Origin of the sequence: Tenacibaculum sp. FZY0031, assembly GCF_036350695.1 — a bacterium.
Classification (GTDB): domain Bacteria; phylum Bacteroidota; class Bacteroidia; order Flavobacteriales; family Flavobacteriaceae; genus Polaribacter.
In genome coordinates, this window is the sequence record NZ_JAZDVY010000005.1 from 84,406 (window position 1) to 91,189 (window position 6,784).

A 6,784-nucleotide genomic window follows, 5' to 3' on the forward strand; every position below is an offset into this window, starting at 1 on the left:
TGTGTGAATAGATAAAGTAGGCTAAATGATAGGTTTAGGCATACTTTACCAAAGTGGATATCAAATTATAAAAACTTGAAATTTTACATGGAGTTTTACTATAGCGCTAAAAGTGTACTCTTTAAAGCGTTGTGCTTTTTCTTTTACTACACAAAACTGACACTCAAAAAACTGCGCATGTAAGATGGCTGATAAGTAACTTCCGAATTTTGATAAACTTTCATCTACTTCATTTTCGTCTTGGGTTTTGTCTTCAATCTCGCTGATTTCAAAATAATTCTCCCTTTCAGAATCTTGATGCTGTTTATCAAAAGCTAAGTTACTGGTGTTTTGAGTAATAGTCTGTGGCGCTGTTTTTACGTTTACAGATTTAAAAGTAGCCACTGAGGTAATTGTATCAAAAGTCTTTTGGTCTGCATATGATGTAGACCACCCTTTTAATAAAAGTATTAATAAAAATAGATATTTATTAAATGTATTACTCATTTCGACCGGCAAAATTATAGATATATATTCACTTGACAAACAAATAGTGTTGTAAAATATTTATAAAACAAAAAAACTCGTCAATTGACGAGTTTAAGTAGTATGTTTTTTGGGGGATAAAGTTATTCTTTATAAACTCCCATATTTTCATATTTCTCCATACGATGCGCTATTAATTCGTTCTCTTTAAGCTCTTTAAGCTCTTCGTATGCTTTTATAATCTGTTCTTTCACAGCTTTAAAGGTTCCTTCACGGTCAGAATGGGCTCCTCCTAATGGCTCTTTTATAATATCGTCAACTATTTTTAGTTTCATTCCATCTTCAGCTGTTAACTTTAATGCTTCTGCTGCCTTTTCTTTTTCTGACCAGCTACGCCATAAAATAGAAGAACAGTTTTCTGGTGAAATAACTGAATACCAAGAGTTTTCTAGCATATACACTTTATCTCCTACTCCTATTCCTAAAGCTCCTCCTGAAGCTCCTTCTCCAATAATTATGGTAATAATAGGCGTTTTTAAACGAGTCATTTCAAAGATATTACGTGCAATCGCTTCTCCTTGTCCACGTTCCTCAGCTTCTAATCCTGGGTAAGCACCTGGAGTATCTACTAAGGTTACTACTGGTATTCCGAATTTTTCAGCCATACGCATTAAACGTAATGCTTTACGGTATCCTTCAGGATTTGCCATACCAAAGTTACGGTATTGACGTGTTTTGGTATTGTATCCTTTTTGCTGACCTATGAACATAAAAGATTGTTCTCCAATTTTTCCTAATCCGCCAATCATTGCTTTGTCGTCTTTTACACTACGGTCACCGTGTAACTCCATAAATGTATCTCCACAAAGTGCTTTGATATAATCTAAAGTATAAGGACGATTTGGGTGACGAGATAATTGTACACGTTGCCACGCCGTTAAGTTCTTATATATATCTTTCTTAGCTTTTTCTAATTTCTTTTCAATTTTTTGACATGTAGCTGTAACGTCTACATCACTTTCTTTTCCTATATCAAAACATTTTGCCAACTGATCTTCTAGCTCTTTTATTGGCATTTCAAAATCTAAATATTCCATTGTATTCTTGTATATAGTTTGATTTTCTAATTTTCTAGTTAGTTGTTTGTAAAGGCAAACATACTAAAAAATTGTACAGTTTACCTTGATCCCTTTTCTTAAAATACTATTTTTTTACAATTTTCTTTTTTATTGAAGACGCATTTTTAAGCACTCCGTTTAGTAACACTACTATTAAAACAATACAGGCTCCATAATAAAATTCTGGATTCATTTGTTCTTTCTCTCCAAATATTAATAGCGCTAAAATAATGGCATATATAGGTTCTAAGTTAATTGTAAGCATTACCGTATAAGGTGTTAAATACCTCATTACTCGTACCGAAGCTATAAAAGCATAGGCTGTACAAATACTACTTAAAATTAATAAATATATCCAATCGCTTGTTTGTAAGTGGAAAAATTCTACAGAAAACTTTTGTGTAAAGAATAAGTATATAGTTACTCCTAAAACCCCAAATAGCAATTGATAAAATGAAATGGTATTGGCTTCATATTTTTTAACAAAAACACCATTTAGTACAGAAAATAACGCTGATAAAAAGGCTGAAATTAATGCATAAACAATTCCTAGTGTATACTGACTTTCAAAATTGAAAATAATATACAACCCCACAATTACTAGTAATCCTAAAACTATTTCGACGAGTTTTATTCTTCTCTTAAAGAAGAAAGGCTCTATAAACGAGGCAAAAAAAGCTCCAGTACTCATCATTACCAAAGCTACAGATACGTTTGATACTTTTATTGCTTTGAAAAAGGTTATCCAATGTACTGCTATAATTACTCCTGAAATAGCAAACTTAGCTATTGCCTTTTTTTCTACGTTAAACGACTTTTTTCGGATTACAAAATACAGTGCAATAAACCCCACTGCTAACAACATTCTATACCAAACTAAAGGAACTGCATCAATAGATATTAATGCTCCTAAAATAGCTGTAAACCCCCAAATAAAAACGATTAAATGTAAGTGTAGGTAGTTTTTTAATTTATCTTCTTGCATTGAAATATAAATAAATAGCGTATAAACCAAATACTATATTAGGCATCCATACATTTAACAATGCGTTTGCTCCGGCCACAGCTCCTAATACTTCTGCTACTTTTAAAAAGAAAACATAAATAAACATAACACTTATACCTATGGCTAAATTAACTCCTATTCCTCCTCTACTTTTCCTATGTGCTAACCCCACTGCAATTAATGTTAGTATATAGCTCGCAATTGGTAAACTTGTTCTCTTATACAGTTCTACCAAGTAAGCATTTAAGTTTTTTATTCCTCTTTTTCTAGACACTTCAATAAACCGAACCAACTCTGGTGAACTCATTTCTTGTGCCATGATATTTTTATAGTTAAAATCCTCTGGTGTAAAAGTAAATGTGGTATCTAAACTTTTACCTGAAAAAATACTATCTCTTTTTTTAAAAATCTTTCGTTCTTTCCAGTTGTATAATTTAAATGTACTATCTTTTTCTTTCCAATTAATATTATCAGCAGTAAGCTTCTTTTTTAATTGAATACCATCATATAGGTCTATTGAAAAATTAAACCCAGAGTTTCTTTTTAAATCGAAGTTTTGGATATACACATAAGTACTATCGTTTAACTGTAAACTAAATTCTCGGATAGATGTATCTGCATACTTTCTTTTCTTTAAGTATTTTTTCTCAAAAGTTTTTCGTGTTTTACTACTTGACGGTACAAAAAAGTGGTTCATAGATAGTGCTACAGCACAAACAATAGTTGCCCCTATAAAATAAGGGTATAAAAATCGTGTAAATGATACTTGAGAACTATTAATTGCTACAATTTCTGTATTACTCGCTAACTTAGAAGTAAATAAAATAACTGCTATAAACAATGCTAATGGCATAAAGGTATTAGCATAATAAATAATAAAGTTTTTATAGTAATCGTTAACTATTTCAAACAGTGTAAGGTTTTCTTCTCGTAAAAATTTATCAACCTTTTCTGCAATATCAATAGCTACTGCAATAGGTATTAAAATAAGTAACGTAAACAAGAAAGTTGTTAAGTAACGTTTTAATATGTACCAGTCTAGTATTTTCAAATTACAAACGTTTATCCATTTGTTTTACCATCTTGTCTTTCCATGAAGCAAAGTCTCCTGCGATGATGTGTTTACGTGCTTCACGAACTAACCATAAGTAGAATCCTAAATTATGAATAGATGCTATTTGTTTTCCTAACATTTCTCTTGAAGCAAACAAGTGACGTAAATAGGCTTTAGAATACATGGTATCTACCCAAGTAATTCCCATTTCATCAATTGGGGAAAAGTCATTTTCCCACTTTTTATTTTTAATATTTATACTTCCGTGCGCTGTAAATAACATGCCGTTACGAGCATTACGAGTTGGCATTACACAATCGAACATATCAACTCCCAGAGCGATATTTTCTAAAATATTAATAGGGGTGCCTACTCCCATTAAATAACGGGGTTTGTCTTCTGGCAAAATTTCAGTAACCACTTCGGTCATCGCATACATTTCCTCTGCTGGCTCTCCTACTGATAACCCTCCTATTGCATTTCCTTCAGCCCCTGAATTTGCTATATATTCTGCTGATTGTTTACGTAGGTCTTTGTAAGTACTTCCTTGTACAATTGGAAATAAAGATTGATTGTATCCGTATTTTGGAGGAGTTTTCTCAAAGTGTTTTATACAACGGTCTAACCAACGATGCGTCATGTGCATCGATCGCTTTGCATAATTGTAATCGCAAGGATATGGTGTGCATTCATCAAAAGCCATAATTATATCTGCGCCAATGGTACGTTGGGTATCCATTACATTTTCTGGTGTAAAAAAATGCATTGATCCATCAATATGACTTTTAAACTTTACTCCTTCTTCATTTATCTTTCTTCTTCCTGATAAAGAGTATACTTGATATCCTCCACTATCTGTTAAAATATTACGATCCCAATTCATGAACTTGTGCAAACCTCCCGCGGCTTCTAAAGTCTCTAATTTTGGACGTAAGTATAAGTGATATGTATTTCCTAAAATAATATCAGGATTAATTTCGTCTTTTAATTCTGATTGATGTACTCCTTTAACTGTAGCTACTGTACCTACAGGCATGAAAATTGGAGTTTCTATAGTTCCGTGATCAGTTGTAATAACACCCGCTCGTGCTTTACTTTTTGGATCGGTTATTTTTAAGTCAAATTGCATAAGTGGCAAAGATACACATGTAAGTTGAATGTTTAAAAGTAGAAAGTTAAAAGTTTCTTATTACTGATTTTTAATTCTTTCTTCTTCTTCCAAATTTTGATTTAACCTCTGTTTTTTTCTTTGATTGAGTTTTTTGGGGAGGAGATTTTTTATTCTTTTGCTCTGCTCCTTCATATGTTTTTGAAGAACCAGCTACAAGCTTATTAAGCTCTTCCATTTCCTTAGACGATAATTCACGCCATTCTCCTACTTTTAAAGTCCCTAAAGTAACATTCATAATGCGTGTACGTTTTAACTTTTTTACCTCGTAGCCCAAGTATTCACACATACGCCTTATTTGACGGTTCAAACCTTGTACTAAAGTTATTTTAAATACAGTGTCGTTTACACGTTCTACTTTACACTTCTTCGTAACAGTTCCGAGAATTGGTATTCCATTACTCATTCGTTGAATAAAACGTTCGTTCATTGGCTTATTAACTGTAACTATATATTCTTTCTCGTGGTTGTTTCCTGCACGTAAAATTTTGTTAACAATATCTCCATCATTGGTTAAAAATATTAATCCTTCTGATGGTTTATCTAATCGACCAATAGGAAATAGTCGTTGTGAATGCCCTACAAACTTTACGATGTTTTTACGCTCTTTACTATCGGTAGTACAAACAATTCCTACAGGTTTGTTTAATACTATATAAAGGGTTTTGGGTTTTGCTTTTAACGGTTTTCCATCAATTTTTACCACATCTCCTTCATGAACTCTATTTCCTAACTGCGTAGGTTTTCCATTTATGGTTACTCTTCCTTCAGTAATAAAGCGTTCTGCTTCACGACGTGAGCAAATACCTGTACTACTTATGAACTTATTAAGATTTATTGATGTGTCGTTATTTTTTTCCATTACATAGAATCTATGTTATAGCTACACAAACAAATGTAACACATAACTGAGTTTATTTATACTGTATTACTTTTAGATACTAAAAACTAATCACCTACAAAGAAAAAGAAAATCCTCAAGCTAGCACTTGAGGATTTCATAATTTATATGTTTTTTTAACTAAAACATGATCATTTTTTGAGTACAACGTGCTAAACTCGGTCTTCTTTCATAATCAAACCCTAGTGTTATCATGTGAGTACCATAATTATAATCTTGTGTTTTATTCATGTTAATACTAAACCCATACGACAAGTATAAATTATTTTTTTTCAAACCAAATAATGGTGCAATAGCGTTTGGTTGAAAAAACTGATCGTTTAAGAACGTATAACTTAAACCAGCCCAAACATACCCATCTCTAATTCCTCTTCTCGCTTTAATGTTCATATCGGTTCTAGAACGCTTATCTGCTTCTCTATACTCTACTAACATTGATGGTTCTAATTCAAAATTTCTACTTAATCTTGTAAAAGTATATGAGGTAAAGACAGTATACTTTCTCAACACTTCTGGTTCACCTGTTTGAAAATCTTCTATTTCTTTATTTAGAATATTTATCGCGTTAAGACTTATACTAAATCGTTCGTAACGATATAATAGACCTACATCAAAATTTGAGTTATTTAATGTTCTATTGGGTACTACTTGCCCTGAATTATTCTCAGAAGTATCAATACCAAACTGAATAAAACTATAGCTTAAAGCGAATGATAAAAAGCTATCGTGAAAGTCACTTAATGTTAAGTGACTTGCGAACGATAATTTTGCTCCTTTATGCGTTGTAAATCCATTTTTATCATTAAACAATGTAATACCTCCACCAAAAGTATCAGCAATACGGGCTTCTACAGTTAATGACTGTGTATCTGGGGCATCTTTAACTCCAATCCACTGACTTACACCATTTAACCTAACTTGTAAACCTGTACCAATACCTGCATACGTTGGAGATATTAAAAACGGATTATCTGCTAAATGACTCACATATTGCGGTAATTCTACTTCTTGTGCAGCAATATTTACACTACTAAATACTACACTTAAAATTATTAATATTTTTCTCATTTCT

The 6,784-nt window shown here is 32.0% G+C and carries 7 protein-coding genes; all 7 read right to left on the minus strand.

All coding sequences use genetic code 11. The features are described from left to right. Positions 1 to 60: 60 nt before the first annotated feature. Entirely contained in the window at positions 61 to 486 is a 426-nt protein-coding gene (locus V1T75_RS08340; protein WP_330488091.1) for a hypothetical protein, read from the minus strand. A gap of 122 nt (positions 487 to 608) precedes the next feature. Further along, complete coding sequence (locus V1T75_RS08345; protein ID WP_330488092.1) at positions 609 to 1,562, minus strand: acetyl-CoA carboxylase carboxyltransferase subunit alpha; 954 nt, start codon at positions 1,560 to 1,562, stop codon at positions 609 to 611. A gap of 106 nt (positions 1,563 to 1,668) precedes the next feature. Further along, entirely contained in the window at positions 1,669 to 2,568 is a 900-nt protein-coding gene (locus V1T75_RS08350; RefSeq protein WP_330488093.1) for a DMT family transporter, read from the minus strand. Then, positions 2,555 to 3,640, minus strand: coding sequence for an LptF/LptG family permease (locus V1T75_RS08355; RefSeq protein WP_330488094.1), 1,086 nt, complete (start codon positions 3,638 to 3,640; stop codon positions 2,555 to 2,557). The genes V1T75_RS08350 and V1T75_RS08355 overlap by 14 nt, the downstream gene beginning before the upstream one ends. Before the next feature lies 1 nt (position 3,641). Next, positions 3,642 to 4,772, minus strand: a complete 1,131-nt coding sequence (tgt, locus tag V1T75_RS08360) for a tRNA guanosine(34) transglycosylase Tgt (RefSeq protein ID WP_330488095.1) — start codon at positions 4,770 to 4,772, stop codon at positions 3,642 to 3,644. A 70-nt stretch (positions 4,773 to 4,842) separates the two neighbouring features. After that, positions 4,843 to 5,673 (minus strand): 23S rRNA pseudouridine(2604) synthase RluF, encoded by an 831-nt coding sequence (rluF, locus tag V1T75_RS08365; protein ID WP_330488096.1) that lies wholly within the window; start codon positions 5,671 to 5,673, stop codon positions 4,843 to 4,845. Positions 5,674 to 5,832: 159 nt separating this feature from the next. Next, positions 5,833 to 6,780 carry a PorP/SprF family type IX secretion system membrane protein gene (locus V1T75_RS08370; RefSeq protein WP_330488097.1) on the minus strand — a complete coding sequence of 316 codons (948 nt, stop codon included), beginning with the start codon at positions 6,778 to 6,780 and terminating at the stop codon, positions 5,833 to 5,835. Positions 6,781 to 6,784: the final 4 nt, after the last annotated feature.